14 protein-coding genes are annotated in these 16,634 nt (G+C 37.1%); 7 read left to right on the top strand and 7 right to left on the bottom strand.

Annotated elements, in window-relative coordinates:
• Positions 1 to 23: 23 nt before the first annotated feature.
• The 5 genes from cobA (at position 24) to AC07UM_RS16730 (ending at position 9,040) form a co-directional block, all read left to right on the top strand.
• On the top strand, positions 24 to 869 hold the full coding sequence (gene cobA, locus AC07UM_RS16750; RefSeq protein WP_494684218.1) for a uroporphyrinogen-III C-methyltransferase: 846 nt from the start codon (positions 24 to 26) through the stop codon (positions 867 to 869).
• On the top strand, positions 859 to 2,571 hold the full coding sequence (locus AC07UM_RS16745; RefSeq protein ID WP_494684217.1) for a diflavin oxidoreductase: 1,713 nt from the start codon (positions 859 to 861) through the stop codon (positions 2,569 to 2,571). The genes cobA and AC07UM_RS16745 overlap by 11 nt, the downstream gene beginning before the upstream one ends.
• A gap of 42 nt (positions 2,572 to 2,613) precedes the next feature.
• A complete protein-coding gene (locus tag AC07UM_RS16740; protein WP_494684216.1) occupies positions 2,614 to 4,290 on the top strand; it encodes an NADPH-dependent assimilatory sulfite reductase hemoprotein subunit in 1,677 nt (558 codons plus the stop codon).
• 350 nt (positions 4,291 to 4,640) lie between these two features.
• Complete coding sequence (locus tag AC07UM_RS16735) at positions 4,641 to 7,517, top strand: TonB-dependent receptor (RefSeq protein WP_494684215.1); 2,877 nt, start codon at positions 4,641 to 4,643, stop codon at positions 7,515 to 7,517.
• A 5-nt stretch (positions 7,518 to 7,522) separates the two neighbouring features.
• Entirely contained in the window at positions 7,523 to 9,040 is a 1,518-nt protein-coding gene (locus AC07UM_RS16730) for a TSUP family transporter (RefSeq protein ID WP_494684214.1), read from the top strand.
• A gap of 490 nt (positions 9,041 to 9,530) precedes the next feature.
• Here AC07UM_RS16730 and AC07UM_RS16725 read toward each other — a convergent pair whose 3' ends face one another.
• Complete coding sequence (locus AC07UM_RS16725) at positions 9,531 to 10,019, bottom strand: DoxX family protein (RefSeq protein WP_494684213.1); 489 nt, start codon at positions 10,017 to 10,019, stop codon at positions 9,531 to 9,533.
• 247 nt (positions 10,020 to 10,266) lie between these two features.
• On the opposite strand from AC07UM_RS16725, the gene AC07UM_RS16720 reads away from it, so the two are divergent.
• Positions 10,267 to 10,443 carry a hypothetical protein gene (locus AC07UM_RS16720; RefSeq protein ID WP_494684212.1) on the top strand — a complete coding sequence of 59 codons (177 nt, stop codon included), beginning with the start codon at positions 10,267 to 10,269 and terminating at the stop codon, positions 10,441 to 10,443.
• A gap of 136 nt (positions 10,444 to 10,579) precedes the next feature.
• Here the strand turns inward: AC07UM_RS16720 and AC07UM_RS16715 are convergent, their stop codons facing one another.
• From AC07UM_RS16715 to AC07UM_RS16695, 5 genes are all read right to left on the bottom strand, one after another.
• The gene (locus tag AC07UM_RS16715; protein WP_494684211.1) at positions 10,580 to 11,266 is read right to left on the bottom strand and encodes a type 1 glutamine amidotransferase domain-containing protein; all 687 of its coding nucleotides are present in this window, start codon (positions 11,264 to 11,266) and stop codon (positions 10,580 to 10,582) included.
• Positions 11,267 to 11,276: 10 nt separating this feature from the next.
• Positions 11,277 to 12,185 carry a helix-turn-helix domain-containing protein gene (locus AC07UM_RS16710; RefSeq protein WP_494684210.1) on the bottom strand — a complete coding sequence of 303 codons (909 nt, stop codon included), beginning with the start codon at positions 12,183 to 12,185 and terminating at the stop codon, positions 11,277 to 11,279.
• A 124-nt stretch (positions 12,186 to 12,309) separates the two neighbouring features.
• Entirely contained in the window at positions 12,310 to 13,245 is a 936-nt protein-coding gene (locus tag AC07UM_RS16705; protein ID WP_494684209.1) for an NAD-dependent epimerase/dehydratase family protein, read from the bottom strand.
• Positions 13,246 to 13,494: 249 nt separating this feature from the next.
• The gene (locus AC07UM_RS16700) at positions 13,495 to 13,881 is read right to left on the bottom strand and encodes a DoxX family protein (RefSeq protein WP_494684208.1); all 387 of its coding nucleotides are present in this window, start codon (positions 13,879 to 13,881) and stop codon (positions 13,495 to 13,497) included.
• Between the two features lie 106 nt (positions 13,882 to 13,987).
• Positions 13,988 to 14,971, bottom strand: a complete 984-nt coding sequence (locus AC07UM_RS16695) for a polysaccharide deacetylase family protein (protein WP_494684207.1) — start codon at positions 14,969 to 14,971, stop codon at positions 13,988 to 13,990.
• A gap of 90 nt (positions 14,972 to 15,061) precedes the next feature.
• Between AC07UM_RS16695 and AC07UM_RS16690 the strand changes: the two genes are divergently transcribed.
• Entirely contained in the window at positions 15,062 to 15,916 is an 855-nt protein-coding gene (locus AC07UM_RS16690; protein WP_494684206.1) for an AraC family transcriptional regulator, read from the top strand.
• A 34-nt stretch (positions 15,917 to 15,950) separates the two neighbouring features.
• Here the strand turns inward: AC07UM_RS16690 and AC07UM_RS16685 are convergent, their stop codons facing one another.
• Entirely contained in the window at positions 15,951 to 16,442 is a 492-nt protein-coding gene (locus AC07UM_RS16685; RefSeq protein ID WP_494684205.1) for a hypothetical protein, read from the bottom strand.
• Between the last annotated feature and the right edge of the window lie 192 nt (positions 16,443 to 16,634).

Raw genomic sequence — 16,634 nt, 5'->3', positions numbered from 1 at the left:
ATCCTTAACTAACATCTACTTCAATGAAAACAAATATAAAATCACCAAAGGTTTACCTTATCGGTGCAGGGCCCGGCAATCCTGAACTGATCACTGTAAAAGCAATAAAAGCTATTGCAGAAGCAGACGTCATTTTATGTGACCGCCTTGTAAGTCCGGAAATTCTGGAAACCTACGTTAATGAAAACACAGAAATCATCTATGTAGGCAAAGAATGCAGCAAAAATGCGTCCACCCCTCAGTCTCATATCAATGCTTTGATGGTGGAATATGCCTTTCAGAATAAAACTATTGTAAGACTGAAAGGAGGCGATGTTTCCATATTCTCCAATATTCTGGATGAATTACAGGCTTTAAAACAGAATCATATTCCCTACGAAATTATTCCGGGAATTACAGCGGCTTTAGGAGCAGCAGCATTTGCAGGGATGCCTTTAACCGCAAGAGGATATTCTACATCTGTTCGTTTTCTGACGTATTATAAATCGGAAATTGTGAGTGAAGAATACTGGAAAGAGCTTGCTTTAACCAATGATACTCTTGTTTTCTACATGTCTAAAGGAAATCTTACCCCTCTTGTAGAAAAGCTGAAAGCCCTTCAGATTTCAGGTGATAAAAAAATTGCAGTCATTGAACAGGCTACGACTCCTTTCCAAAAGGTTTACACGTCATCATTTGATGATTTTAATGAAAAATTCGGAGATAAGAACTTTGCTTCACCTTCTTTGGTTGTTGTGGGTAAAATTGTGAATCTCCACGAAGAATTTTCATGGCTTGAAAATGCAGAGCAGGAAGGTCTTTATTTCAAATCAGTAGAAAACGGAAGTCTAATCCCTACCACTCAAAATTTCTTTGAATATGCTGTCTGAAACTAAATTAAACGTATTAAAACAAATATCTGGAGATCTCTCCAGAGAAGAAGCCATCTGGGCTAGCGGATATTTGGCCGGAATTGCTGGAGGGTCATCATCCACAGCCGTTCTGCCACCACAGGAAACGAATACTATTATACAGAATGTGGTAAAGAAAATAACGCTGGCTTACGGTACAGAAACCGGAAACAGTAAAAAACTAGCTACTGCTCTGGCAAGTATTGTTAAGAAAAAAGGACTTCAGGTAAAACTGGCTGACCTTTCCCAATACAAGCCTAAAGATTTGGCGAAAGAAGAATTCTTTTTTGTAGTCATCAGCACTCAGGGAGAAGGCGAACCGCCAGCGCTGGCCAAAAAGTTCTATGATTATATTTATGAAAATGAAATTAATCTTAGCGGACTAAAATATGGAGTACTGGCGTTGGGAGACAGCAGTTATCCTTTGTTCTGCCAAACCGGAGAAGATGTAGATTCGCGCTTTGAAATATTGGGAGCTCAGCGTATCATTCCGTTAAAGAAATGTGATATTGATTATGAACAGGAAGCTTCACACTGGATAGAACATGTATTCGAGACAGTCAATAAAAATGCTGGTCAGACTACAAAAAGTATTTCAGCTCCAAAGGTTTCTGCCGGAAGAAAGAAATACCAGGGAAAAGTTTCGGCAATCATTAATCTGAACGATATTACTTCTGAAAAAGAAACGTATCACATCGAAATTGAAACAGAAGAATCGCTGGCTTATCAGCCGGGTGCAGCGTTAGGATTAATTCCTTTCAATTCAAAATCTATAGTAGATGAAATTATTACCCTTACAGGAATTGATCCTCAAAAAAAGATAGAAACAGCAAAAATTACAGATACCGCTGAAGAACTTTTACAAAAACACCTTAACATCAGTTATCTGCTTAAATCTGTGGTTGCTCAGTATGCAAAAATAACGGGCCATTCCATTCCGGAAGTAAGATTAAGCCTTCTCGATCTGCTTAGGATTTATCCTGTAAAAAATGCAGATGAATTTGAGGAAATCATTCAGATATTAACCGCTCAGTCACCTCGTTTGTATTCAATCTCTTCCTCTGTGGAAGCGCATGGCGATACTGAAATTCATATTACTGTCGCTAAATCGGAGTTCTTTATTGACCATCAGAAACACAACGGATTATGCAGTGGTTTCCTGAGCGAATTCAAAGAAGGTGAAGACGTTGAATTTTATATTCAGGATGCAGGACATTTCAAACTGCCGGAAGCTGATAAAGACATTATTATGATTGGTCCCGGAACAGGGATCGCTCCATTCAGATCTTTCCTTTGGGAGCGTGATGCCACAGGGGCAGAAGGAAGAAACTGGCTATTTTTTGGGGACAGAAAATTTGTATCAGATTTTCTCTATCAGGCTGAACTTCAGGATTTTCTTAAAACGGGCAGTCTGACGCATTTAGACCTTGCATTTTCGAGAGATACAGCTGAAAAAGTATATGTGCAGCACAGACTGGAACAAAAGGCTCAGGAAGTGTTTTATTGGTTGGAAGGAGGAGCATCGGTATATGTATGTGGAGCCAAGGAACCAATGGCTCGTGATGTAGAACAGACACTTCTCACAATCATTCAGAATGAAGGAAAAAGAAGCAAAGAAGATGCAGTCCTTTATCTGGAAGAAATGGAGCTTAGCGGCAGATATTCCAAAGATGTTTATTAAATGGGATAAAGAAGTACTCGTAAAAAATTAAAGGAAACAATTATGAACAATGATAAAGAAAACCTTTCACCTGTAGAAAGGATTAAAACCGGCAGTAACGGACTCAGAGGGTCTTTAAAAGAGAGCCTTGCAGACAACTTCACCGGAGCCATAAGAGAAGATGACCAGACTCTGATTAAATTTCACGGAATGTACCAACAGGACGACAGAGACCGAAGGGAAGAGCGTGTCTCCAAAAAACTGGAATGGCTGTATTCTTACATGATTAGACTAAGGCTTCCCGGTGGCTTTTTAACTCCGGAACAATGGGTGGGATTGAATGAAACCGCTGAAGATCATTCTACAGGAACTATAAAAGTAACGACAAGACAAACGATTCAGCTGCATGGTATTTTAAAATCTCAGTTAAGACCTACCATTCAGAGTTTCAATCTGCAGCATCTGGATTCTATTGCAGCGTGTGGTGACGTCAACAGGAATGTAACCTGTACAGCGAATCCTTCGGAATCACCTTTGCACAAGGAAGCCTACGAACTCGCTGGAAAAATCAGTGAAATGTGTCTTCCAAAAACTAAATCTTATTATGACATCTGGATTGATGATGAACTTCTGGTAGACCGTAAAGCAGAAGAAGATCCACTGTATCAGGACAGATATCTTCCCAGAAAACTGAAAATAGGAATTGCCGTTCCGCCCAATAATGATGTAGATGTATTCATCAATGATATTGCCTTAATCGCTATTATTGAAAACAATCAAATTATTGGTTATAACATTGCTGCAGGAGGAGGATTAGGAGCAACCCACGGTAATGAAGCCACTTACGCACGTCTTGCATCCATTCTTGGGTTTGTAGATACCGAAGAAAAAGTATTGAAGGCTGTCTATGAAATCATCACGGTTCAAAGAGACTTCGGAAACAGAAGCGACCGAAAATTATCAAGATTAAAATACACGATTGATAAACTGGGTATCGATCAGTACAGAGCTGAAGTAGAAAAGAGAACAGGATTCAGTTTTGAACCTGCCAGAGAATTTAAGTTTGAACAGCGAAAAGACCGCTATGGCTGGATTCAGAATCACGAAGAAAAATGGTTTTATACGGTATTTGTAGAGCACGGAAGAATACTTAATACAGCAGAATATCCTTTAAAATCAGGATTATTAAAAATCGCACAGACAGGCAAAGCCAATTTCCGTTTTACCTGTAACCAGAACCTTATTCTGGCTGATATTGACGAAAAAGATAAACCTGAAATTGAACATATTTTAAAAGAACATGGAATTTCAGATGAGACGGATGGAGCAAGCGCCCTGCGTAAAAATTCTGTTGCCTGCGTGGCCCTGAATACCTGTTCATTGGCTTTGGCGGAAGCACAGCGTTATTTGCCTTCTTTGGTCACAAAAATAGAACCTATCCTTGAAAAATATGGTCTGCTGGAAGATGATATTACCATTCGTATGACAGGTTGTCCTAACGGCTGCGGAAGATCTCCCAATGCTGAAATAGGATTTGTGGGAACAGCTTATGGCAAATATAATCTTCACATCGGAGGAGACCGTTTAGGAATGCGGCTGAACACAAAATTTAAAGAAAATATTGGTGAAGAAGAAATCTTGACCACGCTGGATGAACTTTTCGGGATTTATGTACAGAAAAGACTTGCAGAGGAAACATTTGGTGATTTTTCATACCGTTACTTACATACCTTAAATTAATTATATGGCTAATTTTCATTATGATCTGAAAAAAAACAAAAAAACTAAACCTCTTCATTTAGGCGGACGAATGTGTATGTGTTGTTGATTCTCAAAATAACAATACAAACAAAGCTGTTTGAAATAGTAAAGCATCTTAGTTCACCACTTAAATAAATCAAACCATTAAGGAATTAAAGTTATTAAGGAAAGTTAAGGTAAAATCAAATGATTTTTTAAGACCTGTTCTTTAATACGAAGCACTCTTAAATACCTTAAAATCTTATCAATTCTTAATGGTTTAAAAACTTTTATGTTTTATTTAAAAAATTCAGACAGCTTCATTCTCAACCTAAAAAAATGAAGAAAAAATGAAAAACAAAAAGCAGGGAAATTTTCTACCAAAAGCAGGTATTATTGCATTCACATTTCTATTCTTTAACTTCGCAGAAGCACAGCAGCAGCTTATAGAGCTTAGCGGAAGCATCAAAAATACAGATACACGAAAAGGTCTTGACTCCGTAAAAGTACAGATCGAAAATACACAGAATAACGCATTTACAGATCATTTAGGTAACTTCAAAATCAGAACAAGAGTTACCATTCCCTTCAGAGTGGTTGTTCAGAAAGATGGTTTTAGCAGTCAAACCGTTGAAATCCTTTCTCCTTCCAATAAAATAACGATAGGTCTTAATCCACAGAACACCATCATTGATGATGTGGTAATTTCTGCCTCCAGAGTTCCGGAAAAAATATTAAGATCACCGATTGCCATTGAAAAAATTGATATTAAAACCATCAGAGAAAGTCCGGCTGCCTCTTTCTATGAAACACTGGAAAATGTAAAAGGACTTCAGCTTTTAACCTCAAGTCTTACGTTGAAAATTCCTAATTCGAGAGGTTTCAATTCACCTAATAATTTTCGATTCATGCAGTTGGTAGACGGGGTAGATGTACAGTCGGCAACGTTGGGAGTGCCATTGGGAAATGCAATAGGTCCTACAGAACTCGACATCCAGTCTATGGAAGTCACTCCCGGAGCCGCTTCAGCATTGTACGGGATGAATGCCATCAACGGATTGGCAAGTTTACAGACCAAAGATCCGTTTACTTCTGAAGGAATAAGCCTTTATTTCCGTGGCGGGGTGAATCATGTAGACAATGCTAACCATAAAATAAGTTCTCTGGGAGAAAGTGCCATTCGTTTTGCAAAAGTCATCAATAAAAACTTTGCGGTAAAAGTTAATGCATCCTATTTCAGCGGAACAGACTGGATCTCCAACAATTTGACTGATCAGAATCCAGGATCTTTGGTTACAGCAAATCCTAATTTTGCTTTGGTTAATAATCCGGCGGAAGACCTTTGGAATAAATACGGTGACGAAAGAAACAACCGTGTAGCTGTAAAAGTAGACTATAATGGGAAACCAACTACATTTAATGTTTCAAGAACAGGATATCTGGAGAAAGATCTTGTAAGTCCGGATGTGAAAAATATCAAGTTTGATGCGGGATTGTATTATCGTTTCGGAGATCAGTGGAGAACATCTTACGTGTATCGTTATGGTTTACTGGACGGAACTTTCCAGAGAGGAAATAAAATCCGTTTGCAAAATGCTACTGTTCAGAACCACAAAATAGAACTGACAGGAAAGGAACTTACTTTCAGGGCTTATGTCTCGATAGAAAATACAGGAGATTCTTATAATCTGAAACCTTTGGCAGATAATCTTGATCTCACCAATCTTTCCAATACCAACTGGAGAAATATATTCCAAACAGCTCTTCAGAATAATCTGAATGCAGGAGCCAATCTTAATGAAGCTTTTATTCTTGCTCGCCAACAGGCAGATAAAAACAGAGCCGTACCGGGAACTGCAGCCTTTGAACAGTTGAAAAATACCATTATCGGAATCAACAACTGGGATTCCGCCAATGGAGGCGTAGCAGGAGCTCCGGCAACGGGAGGAGCAAAACTTGAACAGAAATCCCGTTTCTATCAGGGCGAACTTACCTACGATTTCAGCAGGTTTGTGAAGATCTTCAACCTTCTTGCGGGTGTAGACTACCGTTTGTACAGTATTACTCCGGATGGAAACAATTTTGTTGATTTCGACCGTCCTGTGAATGAAAGAAACATTCCTTTAGCCAACGGCACCTTTGGGAAAGATGTTATTTATCAGAAATATGGAGCTTTTGCTCAGATTACGAAGCTTTTCTTTAATGATAAATTAAAAATCAACGCTGCTTTACGGATCGACAGAAATCCTGAATTTGAAGCCAAATTAAATCCGAGAATCAGTATTGTTTATTCTCCGGTGAAAGAGCATAATTTCAGAGCTTCTTTTCAGAACGGATATCGTTTTCCATCCCTATTTGAAGCACTTTCTTTTGTAAACAACGGAAATGTAAGAAGAGTGGGAGGTCTTTCAAAAGTAAATGATGGATTAGGCTATCTGGAGAATTCCTACACATTAGCTTCCATTGATAGATTCACTTCAGCAGTAAATGCAGATGTAGATGCCGGAAAAACCCAGGCTCAGGCAGCTCAGGACAACAAACAGCTTTTAACAGTAGCCAATCTGCAGAAGTTACAGCCGGAAAAAATCAATTCATTTGAAGTAGGGTATAAGTCTACTTTTTTCAATAATAAACTTGTGCTGGATTGGGATTTTTATTATAACATTTACGAAGGGTTCCTTGGACAGGTAGAAGTAGCAGTTCCTAAAAACAGCCAGGTAGGAAGTAACACTGCTGTTCTTGCTATGTTGGACCGAAGCAAACAGGACCGATATAGAGTTTATACCAACAGCAACAATACGTACAAAAGCTATGGAACCTCTTTAGGAATTCGTTATAATATCACAGGAAATTATAATGTGAATACCAATGTTTCTTATAATGATCTTGCTTCCAACAATTCTTCAGACCTGTTTATTACCGCTTTCAATACCCCGAAATGGATGGTAAATGTAAGTGTAGGAAATAGAGAAATTGTTAAAAATATAGGGTTTACCCTTGTGGCAAGATGGCAGAGTGGCTTTATGTGGGAAAGTCCTTTAGCATCAGGAGCAATTCCGGCTTATTACACGATTGATGCTCAGGCCACATGGAAGCTTCCTGAAATTCGTGCGAATATTAAAATTGGAGCCACCAATTTACTGAACCGTCGTTATTTCCAGTATGCAGCAGGTCCTGAAATCGGAGGACTATATTATCTCGCTTTTACTTATGATTTAAAACTGTAATCAGGATGAGTAATTCATTATATCCCATATTTTTAAAACTTGAAAACCTGTCACTGCTGATCATCGGCGGTGGCAAGGTCGCTCTTGAAAAACTGGAATCCGTATTGGGGAATTCTCCGGAGACGTCTATCAAACTGGTGGCAAAAGAGATTATTCCTGAGGTAAGAACCTTACAAAATCTGTTTTCCAATATAACAATGCATGAAAGAGCATATGATGACCATGATTTTAATGATGCCGATCTCGCCATTATTGCAGTGAACGATATTGTTTTGGCAGGAGAGATCAGAGAAAAAGCCCAGGAAAAAAATGTACTGGTCAATATTGCAGACAAGCCGGATTTGTGTGATTTTTATTTAGGTTCTATTGTTAAAAAGGGAAGTCTCAAAATTGCCATTTCCACCAACGGAAAATCTCCAACCATTGCTAAAAGATTAAGGGAAACCTTTACGGAAGTTATTCCTGATGAAATGGATCATGTATTGGATAATATGCAGAATATTCGCAATCAGCTCACCGGAGATTTCAATTATAAGGTGAAAGAACTCAACAAAATTACTACAGAATATCTGTCAGACGGAAAAGTTGCTGCAAAACCAGACATGGAAATTGAAAAGCTGATCAATATTACCAAAACTGCTCAGAGAAAAGCTAATATTTACCTTGCCATTATTGGAGTTTTGCTCCTTTTTGGATTATTTGGACTTGTGGTGTACCAGTTCAATCTTTCCGGTGATATTCAGTATTTTCTGAATAAAGATGGGCATATTTTTTACTGGATGCTGTTTGCAGGTTTTATGGCAGAAATTGTTGCCGGATCTATGGGAATGGGATATGGCGTAATATGTACCACAATTCTTTTACTGCTGAATGTTCCGCCACCTGTTGTAAGTGCAAGCATTCATTCTGCGGAATCTTTTACTACTGCTGCCGGAAGTTTCAGTCATTATAAACTGGGAAATGTTAATAAAAAAATGGTATGGGTCTTGTTCCCGCTGGCTATTGTAGGGTCTGTTATCGGTGCTTTAACGCTGTCTCATTATGGCGAACATTATGCTCATATTGTAAAACCTATTATTGCCTGCTACACATTGTACCTTGGAATCAATATCTTAAGAAATGCATTCAAAGATAAAAAATCAGGGCAAGGTAAGGTGAAACGCAGAACTAATCTCAGAGTCTTGGGATTGGTAGGTGGTTTTATTGATTCCTTTGCAGGAGGCGGTTGGGGGCCATTGGTGACCGGAACCTTGATCAAAGAGGGAAGGATTCCCCGTTATGTAGTGGGAAGTTCTACTGTTGCCAAGTTTTTATTGACCATTACAAGTGCTATTACCTTCATTTTTACCATTGGAATTCATCACTGGAATATTGTGTTGGGTCTTTTGCTGGGTGGCGTTTTTACGGCTCCTTTTTCGGCAATGCTTACCTCAAAACTTCCAACGAAGAAAATGTTTGTTGTGGTAGGAATAGTAGTAATCTTAATGAGTCTTGTTACGATAACGAAATCAATTTTATCATAAGAAACCGATAATAATCAAGCTTTGTAAAAAGCGTATTTTAACGTAAAGATTTTAATGTTTTACTTTATTTTGAGGCAGCATAGGGGAAAATCAATGATACAGTCTGTTGACATTATATCATTACTCATTTTTAGTAAAAATCTGAAACCATTAAAACTTTGCGTTTTTTATTTTTTTTAAATGAGAATGTTTTGGATACGCAAAGGCGCAAAATGACATCAAAAAAGCCTGCAATAAGGCGCAAGGATTATATCTGCGATAAAATTAACACTGTATACTTTAAAACTCTCGTAGATTATTTAAATCAAGCAGATGTTGATGTAAAAACATGCGAATCACTTTAATCTATTATAAAAACACAATCTTCACTTGCTGAAAATTTTCGATTTTCTTGCGCCTTAAAAATCATAAATAAAATTTAGAAAATCCTTGCACCCTTGCGATTTTCAAAAAAAAAAACAGCTCCCCAAAAGAGAGCTGTTTATAATCATTAACTATTTCTGGTTTTTCGGAAAGTATCAAGTCCAAACCCTGTACATCCCTGAAATAAGAACAGAAGCAAAAATAGGAGATACAATGTCTGAGGCAGATAAAGAAAATAGCTCAGCCATGTAAAAGGATCCATTTCATACACTCCGGTTTCAGGTTTGATGGGAATAAGTTCCTTAGGAATTGAGCTTAGATCATGTGTGAATAAAGCAACAAGGATAATGATGATTAAAAATACAGAACTTATTCTTGTCCAAAAGCCGAGCATTAAAAATAAGCCAAATATACATTCACAAAAAGCGGTGAAATTGGCGGTAAACTGAGGAAAAGGAAATCCTATCGTACTGATGGTATTGAACATATATCCTTGGAAAATAGGATGGAAAAGTTTGTTGAAACCTGCTATAAAGAAGAATAGTCCAATTAATATTCTGCATATTATAAAGATGTTATTAGTGTTTTTTTCGAGGTTTGATAGTATTGTTTTCATTATTTTTTTAATTCATTTTTTAATTACATCACCACGGCAAAGCCATGAACAGCAGCTGGTCATGTAATTCTGGTTTAGATAATAAGGTTGCTTATATAAATTTCAGAGATCGGTAAAATAATACGATCTGAAATTATATTTTCGGAGGAATCCAGATAGAATTAAAAAATGAAGAATAGGGTGGATCATCATACAGAAAATGGCGATTATTGATTTCAAGATCCATAAATTTTTCAAATGCAAAAGAATGAAAAGAAGCGGTAAAAAACAGAGAAAAACCAGAACAATAATTACTATTGCATTTTATGGGAGTCTTGTTATTTTCTTCAAGAAAAATCTTGTTGCATTTTTTATGGGAAGTCTCTCTCAGGCTGTATTGACTCTTTATTTCCACCGTAGAAAAGCTGGTGCTTTCTGTTTTTAGGATCAACAAATGGATGAGCATTAAAAATACATTAAATACTTGTATATACTGCCATAATCCGTTTCTTTTCCCCATAAATCCCATAGAATTAAAACAAATATAGTAAAATATTCATAGCTGCTTTCTACATGAATATCTATTTCTCAAGTTCAGAAACTACTACTTTAGCCATTTCTTTAGAGCTAAACGGATTTTGTCCGGTAATCAAATTACCATCAACCACAACATTGGAAGTCATAGGAATAAATGCTTTTCTGTAATGTACATTTCGCTGTTTAAGAGCTTCTTCAAGATTAAAAGGAACTTCATTTTTTCTTCTTGCCAATGTTTCTTCAAACCAGTCGAATCCGGTGATATTTTTACCTTTAATCATATACTCTCCATCGGAACGTCTTACATTCAGTAATCCTCCGACTCCATGGCAGATCGCAGCAACCATCTTATTGCTTTCATATTGATCTCTGAGAATCTCCTGCAAAGTAGTATTATCAGGAAAATCATACATGGTTGCGTGTCCTCCCGTAAGATAAATACAATCGAAGGATTCATTTTTTACCATATCAAGACTTTTTGTATGAGCCAGCTCATTCATAAATTCCGGATTATCATAATACCCCTTTGAGATACTGTCAAGCACCATTGGTTTCAGACTTTCCGGATCAACAGGAGTGTTTCCTCCTTTAGGAGAAGCTATGGTAATTTGCCATTCTTTTTCTTTTGCCTTGTGATAAATATGGGTAAGCTCGCTCAGCCATAATCCTGTTTTAAGGTTACTATTGGCATATTGGTTTACATTTGTTACAATTAACAGTATATTTTTCATGATGGTCATATCAATTAAAAGATTTTCTGAATTCTAAAGGAGAAACAGCGGTCTGGTTTTTAAATAAGCGGTGAAAAGACTGAGGATGTTCAAATCCTAAATTATAGGCAATTTCAGAAACGGACATTGCGGTGGTAGAAAGCAGTTCTTTTGCCTTTTCAATCACTCTGTTCTGAATATGCTGCTGTGTGGTCTGTCCCGTGTGAACCCGCAGCATATCACTCAGATAATTAGGGCTTATATTCATTTGTGCTGCTACGAACTGTACAGTGGGAATCCCATTGATCAACAGCTTTTCATTTTTAAAATAATCATCAAGTAACGTTTCCAGCTGAGTCAAAAGGTCATGATTTACTTTTTTTCGGGTTAAAAACTGACGGTTGTAGAATCTGTCACAGTATTTTAACAGCAAATCAATGTTGGATACCAATAAATCCTGAGTAAAGCCGTCCATATTGGCTTCAATCTCCCTATTGATATTATCCATGATATCCGTTACAGATTTTTCTTCTTTTTCGGAGAGATACAACGCTTCATTGGCCGTATAGGAGAAATAGCCATACTCTTTTATAACAGAAGACAACGGATATCCCTGCAGGAAATCGGGGTGAATAACAAGTACATTTCCCCTAACCTCAGAAAGCAGGATATCTTCAAACTGCAGAACCTGATGAGGAGCAATAAAATACATGATTCCATCCTCAAAATCATAATAATGCTGCCCATATTTGCATCTTCCTGCACAGTCTTTTTTAATGGAAATCACATAAAAATCTGTAGTTACCGCACTCAGAATAGTTTCCGGATCTACATTCACTTCATTAAAATCAAATACACTGATCAAAGGATTGGAAGGTCTTTTCAACTTCAGATACTTGTGTAGCGCTGTGATGGAGGTTACTTTTTCGGGAGTTTTCATTTTATTTCTTTTTTTAACCACCCTGCCAAAAATTCTTTAAATTTTTGCCATCCTCCAGAGGAGAGGAATGTTTTGCCCTTCGGATGTGGTAATGGAATTTCTAAGTTACTTATTTTTAAGATGATTATTTTGTCGTTTGCTGTTCTTTTTTAATCTGTTCGATTCCCTGTCTGTAAGTGGTTATCCGAAATTCCGGGAATTTTTTCCGGAATTTTGAATCATCAAAGAGATTGTCATATTGATATCTCGGAAGAAGCTCCTGCAGCTCTTTTGCGTTTTTATTGAATAAAGATCCTATGGTAAAAGCCAGCTTCGGAATTACAGAATATTTGAATTCTTTTCCATAAATCTGAGAGGCCAATGCAATGAATTCTTTGTAGGTCAGTTTATGATCATCTACCGGTAAATGCCATGTCTGTCCATAAGCCTCCGGAGTATTTCCGATTAAAGCGGTTGCGCGGCTTGCGTCCGGAGTCCAGATCAGGCTTCGAAGTTTATCATCTCTTAACGGAACTTTCAGTTTTTTTTCCTCTTTAATGGCATTGAAAATAAGACTATTGGTAATACTTTGTGTCTTTCCAGGACCATAAAATTCAGGAGCTCTGCAGATGACAGCTTCTATTGTTCCGGCTTGCATCTCTGCCAAAAGCATGTCCGTCATTTTTTTTCTTACAATTCCTTTTCTTCCTACGGGATCAAATCCTGTTTGTTCCGTTAACACCTTTTGATCTTGAGGATACATATAGGTATTGTCAAAAAATACCAGTTTGGTACCATTGATTTTACAAGCTTCAATGACGTTTCTCAAGATTGTCAGGAACTGCTTTTCCCACAGATCAATATCCATAGGAAGTCCAAGGGTAAAGTAAGCAATTTCACTTCCTTTCACGGCTTCAATCGCCTTTTCTCTGTCTGATAAATCGGCAGAGAAGACGGTGTCAGTATCATTTACTTTTTTAGCGTTTCTGCTGACAATACGAATGTCTGAGGTATAATTTCTTTTCAGTTCTCTTGCCAGTTCTTCGCCAATCTGCCCATTGGCTCCTAATATAGTTTGCATTGTTTTCTATTTTTAAGGGTTATGTATTGCGTTGAAAATAAATACAATATCTTCAGTCGTTATTATTTATGATGCAAAATTCGGGCATAATTATAAAAATAGAGTAGCAGAATCTATGGAAGTTGTAACATAATCTCTGATGATGTAAAAAAGCCGGGAAAGAAAAGCTAACAATTTTCGAATAATATACTTCTTTTATTCTCTCTGTAATCTTTCTTTTCCCAGCCTTAATCGCTTTCTTTGCTTTTATCATTTCCTGTCTAAAGCCAGATAATTGTCATCTATTCTGCTGATCAGAATGTAAAACAACCCTGCATAGATCATCTGAATTCCCATTGCTTCCCAGTTTTCGACAGTACTGCTTCCAAAAAGCAACAAGATAATCAGAGAAGCTCCGGCCATAGTGGCGATACGGGTTTTAAAACCAATCATTAACAGTAATCCGATTATAAATTCCAAAAAGGGGAGTGTAACTCCAAACAGATGCACCAATGGCTGTGGAAGCCAGCTTGTTTCAAAACCTTTCATCATTCCTGATGCAAAGTCCTGTAGTTTTACGAGACGAACCAATCCGTGTCCTAAAAGGTTGATTCCCATAGACACGCGGAGGAAAAAATAGGCTGTTTTTGTATTCATAGCGTTTTTTTAGGTTGGGTGTAGGAAGCTGGAGGCAGGAAATTATATTGGTCTTAAAAATATTTTCAAGACTTCTATAACATCCTTCTTTCAGCCTCCAGTTTACTTACTTATTATATTTTTCTTCACTGTTATCAACAGGAGTATCGGGATCATTCATCACCATTTTGGCAATATCATCTTTTCTCATAAAGACTACACCTTGTTTTTCTTTGGTATATTTGATGAATGCCTCCATTGCATGCATCATTGCGGGTGTTCCCCCGATTCTGTCGTGAAAGCTGATACTCATCATTCTTCTCTTTGAGGCTCCTTCTTCATAAAGGCGGTCAAACTCAAATTTCAATTGTGCCAAAAACTGATCGGGACTCCAGTGTTTCCCTTCAATATTGACAATATCATTATTGCGTAATGTATAGGGAATCACCACAAAGTTTTTCCCTTTTACTTTGGTCACGAAAGGTTCATCGTGGCTTACATCATCTATATGATACAAAAAGCCGAGTTCCTGTAATACTTTAAGGGTATTGGGACCTCTTCTCAGCCAATTGCAGTTATAACCTACCGCTTTCTGTCCTGTAATCTTTTCAACAACATCTACACCTTGCTTCACAAAATTCAGTTCGTCTTTGTAATTTTTATTCCATTGATTGTCCCAGGCAATACCATGAGCCGCAATCTCATGGCCTCCGTTTGCAATAGCTCTGGCCACTTCTGGATATCTTTCTGCAGCTGTTCCTACGATATGAGATGTTACTTTAATGTCATATTTTTTCCATAAATCCAGCATCCGGTAAATTCCTTCATTTCCTCCATAACGGTACCAGCTTTCAGCCGGAAGATCTGGCTGCCCTTTAGGAAGGGGAGTTCCACTGAAAGGACTTTCAGCACCCTCTGGTTGTCCTCCTGTTTCAAACTGTATAGAGACAGAAATAACCAATTGAGCCCCATTAGGCCAGTATTTTTTGTTAGAAGTCTGTGTTTCATGATCAGCTTTTTTTTGTCTTTTATCCTTATCATGATGGTCAGAAAAGGACATCAGAACAATTGTTGATGCAAGCAACAATACGGATTGTTTTATATATTTCATTTTGAATGTATTGATAGGACAAAATTGATGAATAACCCATCATCATTTATTGTAAAAATTAATGGTAAATTTGTAAAAATCCATTCTTCTATGAAGCGAATCGTCAATTTCAACACTTTTAATGTTTTCAGTATTGAAAAGGAAACCTGGGATGTAGAATATCACAACCATAACTTTTATGAACTGATTATTATAGAAAATGGAAAAGGATTTCATCATCTCAACAGTGTTACTTTCCCTTACAAAAAAGGAGATGTTTTTCTTCTCAGGCCCAGTGATGGTCATGAATTTTCCATTACAAGTAAAACATGCTTCATCTACATAAAATTTACAGAACAGTATATCTGGGAGAACCTTTTATCTCATAAAAAAAATGAACTTAGAAAGGTTATTCAACTTTTGATGGAAGACCAATCTTTTGTTTATGAATCGGTGATCAAGTGCAAAACGGATAGACAACACCTGCTGCAGCTAGCCCGGATTCTTTTGTATGAGTTCAGCCATAAAAACACGTATAATAAAGAGATTACTTCCGATCTTTTTTCAGGCATCATTACCATTCTGATCCGAAATACGATGGACAATGACACCACCAAAAACTTGATCACACAAAATGTAAGCAGAATTGAAAGGATCTTGTATTATATCAATGTGAATGCTTTGGATGCGGATAAAATGAAAATTGAAAGCCTAGCCCAAGAATTTATGCTTTCCCCGAATTATATCAGTATTTACATTAAAAAACAGACGGGTTTTTCCATACAGCAGCATATGATGCAGCATAAAATAAAAACAGCAGAAAAACTTTTACTCCAAAGTCATTATAACATCACTGAAATTGCAGATAAACTGGGGTTTAATGATGCCAGCCACTTCAATAAGATTTTCAAAGGGTATAAAGAAATGTCTCCTTCTGAGTTTAAGAAGAAATCAACAACAAAGTAATTGGTTAATAAGTATATGGGGTCGGAAATTCAATTTATCTTTTGATGCCAATCGCGCCTAACGCACTGGAAGTTAAAAAGATATCATCAAAAACAGTAAGTGATTCTACATCAATGAATCCTGAAGGGATCAGGTCACTTTTATTAAAAGACAGTTCTATAGAAGGATCATAAGAAGCAATGATACGCACTTTTGAATAGCCGTTATAATCTACTTTAAAGCCTTCAAACATACAGTTCTGTTCAGCCTTCTGGTATTCACCATATTCTTCAAACCCCGCAATATTATCTCTTTTTCCATCATTATGATCAAGAGATTTCCATTCAGCATAATTTTTAGGTTCTTTCAGAACATTTCCTTCACGGTCTACAGGAACAAACATCCCAAGAGTCAAATTCTTCTTTAAAAAATTGGCATAGTTATTCATCAGATTTAAAATCTGAAGATCGGCATATCCTTCGTGTGAATAATATTCAAGCACGAAAGTGGTCATCGGAATCAGCTTATGAGAAGCATCAGTCGGCATAATTAGTATTTCCTTTTTTGGCCGATAAAAATAGTATTTTTATTTACGTTACCCAACGGAAGCCGGTGAATAGGATGGAATTTATACCCATTCTGAATAACGATAACTTTAGGACAAGCACTCTTTTTTCAGTATTTTTGAAGGAATAACCATACAAACAATAACAAATCCACCTGCAAAAGACATGAAATT

It is taken from the genome of Chryseobacterium sp. GW821-FHT04C04 (assembly GCF_059420365.1).
The sequence above is the reverse complement of the archived record's forward strand: the minus strand, read 5'-3'. Positions and strand labels throughout refer to the sequence as shown.

What these genes read in the sequence shown, in the direction of transcription:
- AC07UM_RS16705 (WP_494684209.1), bottom strand. Translation starts at nt 13,245, where the DNA reads ATGCAAACTATATTAGGAGCCAATGGGCAGATTGGCGAAGAACTGGCA.
- AC07UM_RS16720 (WP_494684212.1), top strand. Translation starts at nt 10,267, where the DNA reads ATGAAAAGAAGCGGTAAAAAACAGAGAAAAACCAGAACAATAATTACT.
- AC07UM_RS16740 (WP_494684216.1), top strand. Translation starts at nt 2,614, where the DNA reads ATGAACAATGATAAAGAAAACCTTTCACCTGTAGAAAGGATTAAAACC.
- AC07UM_RS16685 (WP_494684205.1), bottom strand. Translation starts at nt 16,442, where the DNA reads ATGCCGACTGATGCTTCTCATAAGCTGATTCCGATGACCACTTTCGTG.
- AC07UM_RS16730 (WP_494684214.1), top strand. Translation starts at nt 7,523, where the DNA reads ATGAGTAATTCATTATATCCCATATTTTTAAAACTTGAAAACCTGTCA.
- AC07UM_RS16735 (WP_494684215.1), top strand. Translation starts at nt 4,641, where the DNA reads ATGAAAAACAAAAAGCAGGGAAATTTTCTACCAAAAGCAGGTATTATT.
- AC07UM_RS16725 (WP_494684213.1), bottom strand. Translation starts at nt 10,019, where the DNA reads ATGAAAACAATACTATCAAACCTCGAAAAAAACACTAATAACATCTTT.
- AC07UM_RS16690 (WP_494684206.1), top strand. Translation starts at nt 15,062, where the DNA reads ATGAAGCGAATCGTCAATTTCAACACTTTTAATGTTTTCAGTATTGAA.
- cobA (WP_494684218.1), top strand. Translation starts at nt 24, where the DNA reads ATGAAAACAAATATAAAATCACCAAAGGTTTACCTTATCGGTGCAGGG.
- AC07UM_RS16715 (WP_494684211.1), bottom strand. Translation starts at nt 11,266, where the DNA reads ATGAAAAATATACTGTTAATTGTAACAAATGTAAACCAATATGCCAAT.
- AC07UM_RS16710 (WP_494684210.1), bottom strand. Translation starts at nt 12,185, where the DNA reads ATGAAAACTCCCGAAAAAGTAACCTCCATCACAGCGCTACACAAGTAT.
- AC07UM_RS16745 (WP_494684217.1), top strand. Translation starts at nt 859, where the DNA reads ATGCTGTCTGAAACTAAATTAAACGTATTAAAACAAATATCTGGAGAT.
- AC07UM_RS16700 (WP_494684208.1), bottom strand. Translation starts at nt 13,881, where the DNA reads ATGAATACAAAAACAGCCTATTTTTTCCTCCGCGTGTCTATGGGAATC.
- AC07UM_RS16695 (WP_494684207.1), bottom strand. Translation starts at nt 14,971, where the DNA reads ATGAAATATATAAAACAATCCGTATTGTTGCTTGCATCAACAATTGTT.